This window comes from Flavobacterium sp., from assembly GCF_044338735.1.
Classification (GTDB): domain Bacteria; phylum Bacteroidota; class Bacteroidia; order Flavobacteriales; family Flavobacteriaceae; genus Flavobacterium.
In genome coordinates this window covers 1-2,754 of record NZ_JBIIWV010000233.1, presented here as the reverse complement: position 1 = coordinate 2,754, position 2,754 = coordinate 1, and the positions used below count along the sequence as shown (strand labels likewise).

The window sequence follows — 2,754 nt, the reverse complement described above, 5'->3', positions numbered from 1 at the left end:
TCGCTAGACAAGTTGTTCAACATTTCAGTTAAGAAACGCGAGTTGAACCCAATTTGCATGTCATCACCTTGATAATCACATGTTAATCGCTCATCTGCTTTATTAGAATAATCAATATCTTCTGCCGAAATATTTAATTCGGTTCCGGCGATTTTTAAACGAATTTGGTGTGTCGTTTTATTAGCAAAAATTGCCACACGTCTTACTGAGTTTAAAAATTGCACTCTATTGATTAATAATTTATTTGGATTCTCTTTTGGAATAACCGCTTCATAATTTGGATATTTTCCATCAATTAAACGACAAGTTAACACATAATTTTCAAATGAAAATGTTGCATTTGAATCGTTATATTCGATTGCTACTTCTGCATCAGAAGCACCTAAAATTCCTTTAAGAATATTTAATGGCTTCTTAGGCATAATAAAATCGGCTACTTGAGAAGCTTTCACATCTGCGCGAGCATATTTTACTAATTTGTGAGCGTCAGTTGCTACAAAAATCAAACCTTCTGGTGAAAATTGAAAGAAAACACCACTCATTACGGGGCGTAAATCATCGTTACCAGCTGCAAATATTGTTTTATTCATTGCAGTAGCTAATACTTCAGCAGGAACAATCGTTTTTGAAGGATCGTCTAAATTAACAGCCTTTGGAAATTCTTCTCCTGGTGCGTAAGCAATAGCATATTTACCCGAATTTGAGCTAATTTCTACCGTAGAATTATCTTCAACACTAAAAGTAAGCGGTTGTTCTGGGAATGTTTTTAAAATATCCAATAAAAGTTTGGCAGGAATTGCCACACTTCCTTGACTTTTAGAATCAATTTCTAACGTTGCCGTCATGGTTGTTTCTAAATCGGAAGCCGAAACTTTTAATAAGTTATTGTCTAATTCAAACAAGAAATTATCAAGAATAGGTAAGGTGTTACTACTATTAATAACACTTCCTAAAACTTGTAATTGTTTTAATAAATACGAACTTGATACTATAAACTTCATCATCATGTATTTTAAAATCGTTATTGATTTTATGTTTTACAAATATATTCTAATTCTAATCAATTGCAAAAACAAATTATCAACAACTAACGGCTGTATCTTTTTTTGCGTAAGTAGGTAAATAAAAAGCCAAAGATTGCTAAAATAAGTATTGGTAATCCAACAGTTATAAGCTGTGCGCTGGTATAATTTGCATAAACTTCTTCTTTGTTTAGTAAGGGTAAATCGACATCTTTACTTCGGATGTTAATAAGTCCGTTGTCGTCTAACAGATAATTTACGCAGTTTAATAAAAACTCTTTATTTCCATACAATTGATTGGTCCATTTGTCAAAACCCAGTTCTAATGGCATTCCTTTATCTATTTGATTTTTAATTACATCTCCATCTGAAATAACTATCATTTTAGTTTCTTTTCCAACGGATTGAAAGGTTTTATCAGCAAAAGGCAACACTCTATTTTGGTATGCCGATTTGAATTTTCCTTCCATCATAACCGCCACAGGAAGTAATCCTTTTCCAGCATATTCTTCAGGTGTAGTTTCTTCGGTAATTAAAGATAAAGAAATAGGTGCAGGTGTTCCAATGGTTTTTGAATATTCGGAAGAACTCAATAAAACTGTTTTTTTAACATCATTTTTTAATAGTTCAATCGGACTCGAAAATTCAAACTTAATTCCTTCCATATTTTTAACAATGGGATGGGTAGAAGTTGGATAAATAAATGGTGAAAATTTCCAATTGTATTGCTGCAGCTGTGTTTCGCTACCTTGATTTCCTGATGCTATTTTTATTGGTGTGGCATATTCATCTTTAATTAATTGCGGATTCATTCGAATGCCATATTTAAAGAATAAATCGGTAAGATTTAATTCGCGTGGGTATGCTAAAATAGTGCCCGTTTCGTTATACATGCTATCCATATCTGCTGCAACTGCATCAACTAGCCATAACGTTTTTCCGCCGTTCATGATGAATTGATCCAAGACTTGTTTTTCAGCTTCGGTAAACGCTTCTGTAGGTTTAGCAATTAACGCTAAATCATATTTTTTAAGTGCCGCTAAGGTTTGAACAGGCTGATTTGCAACTGAATCTAACGTAAACGGACCAATGTAATAACTTTCTTTAACCGTTGTAAGAAAATCGGCAATTAAAGGTTCGATTAATTCACCATTTCCTTTAATGACCGCAATTTTCTTTTGTTTTTCTTTTGTGATTTTAGTGATGGCTTCGGCAAATCCAAATTCTAAATGCTGCACCGAACTAATGACTTTTTCTTCGGTTGAAGCGCCCATCAAGTTTTTTAATAAACTCACTTTAGTAAATTTATCACCATAAGTAGCTTGAGCCCAAGGAAACACTACTTCTTGCGATTGTTTTCCTTTGTCTTCAACAGTAATGCTCAACGGTTGCATGCCGCGCTCATAAAATTCTTTCATGACTTCCACCCGCATGGCTTCTTTTTCAATCGGGTTTTTAAATTGGAATACAATGTTTGAATTATACGCCGAAAATTCCTCTAATAATTGCTTGGTTTCGTTTTGTAAACGTTTGAATTCGGGCGGAAAGTTACCATCTAAATATACATCAATATATAATGGACTGTCTGCATTTTTAATGATATTCAAAGTAGTTTCCGAAAGGGTATAGCGTTTATCTTGCGTTAAATCAAAACGTTTGAAAAAGAAATGACTAATTAGATTGATTACGATAAGGGCTAAAAATACAATCCCCAATTGATTTAAAGCTTTTA

At 33.2% G+C, this 2,754-nt stretch carries 2 protein-coding genes; both read right to left on the bottom strand.

Annotated features, from left to right (window positions below):
• Positions 1–1,001: DNA polymerase III subunit beta (gene dnaN / locus ACIQZC_RS10585; RefSeq protein ID WP_396139189.1), on the bottom strand; the 1,001-nt coding region annotated here is incomplete at its 3' end.
• A gap of 86 nt (positions 1,002–1,087) precedes the next feature.
• On the bottom strand, positions 1,088–2,754 hold a 1,667-nt coding region (gldG, locus tag ACIQZC_RS10580; protein WP_396139188.1), incomplete at its 5' end, for a gliding motility-associated ABC transporter substrate-binding protein GldG.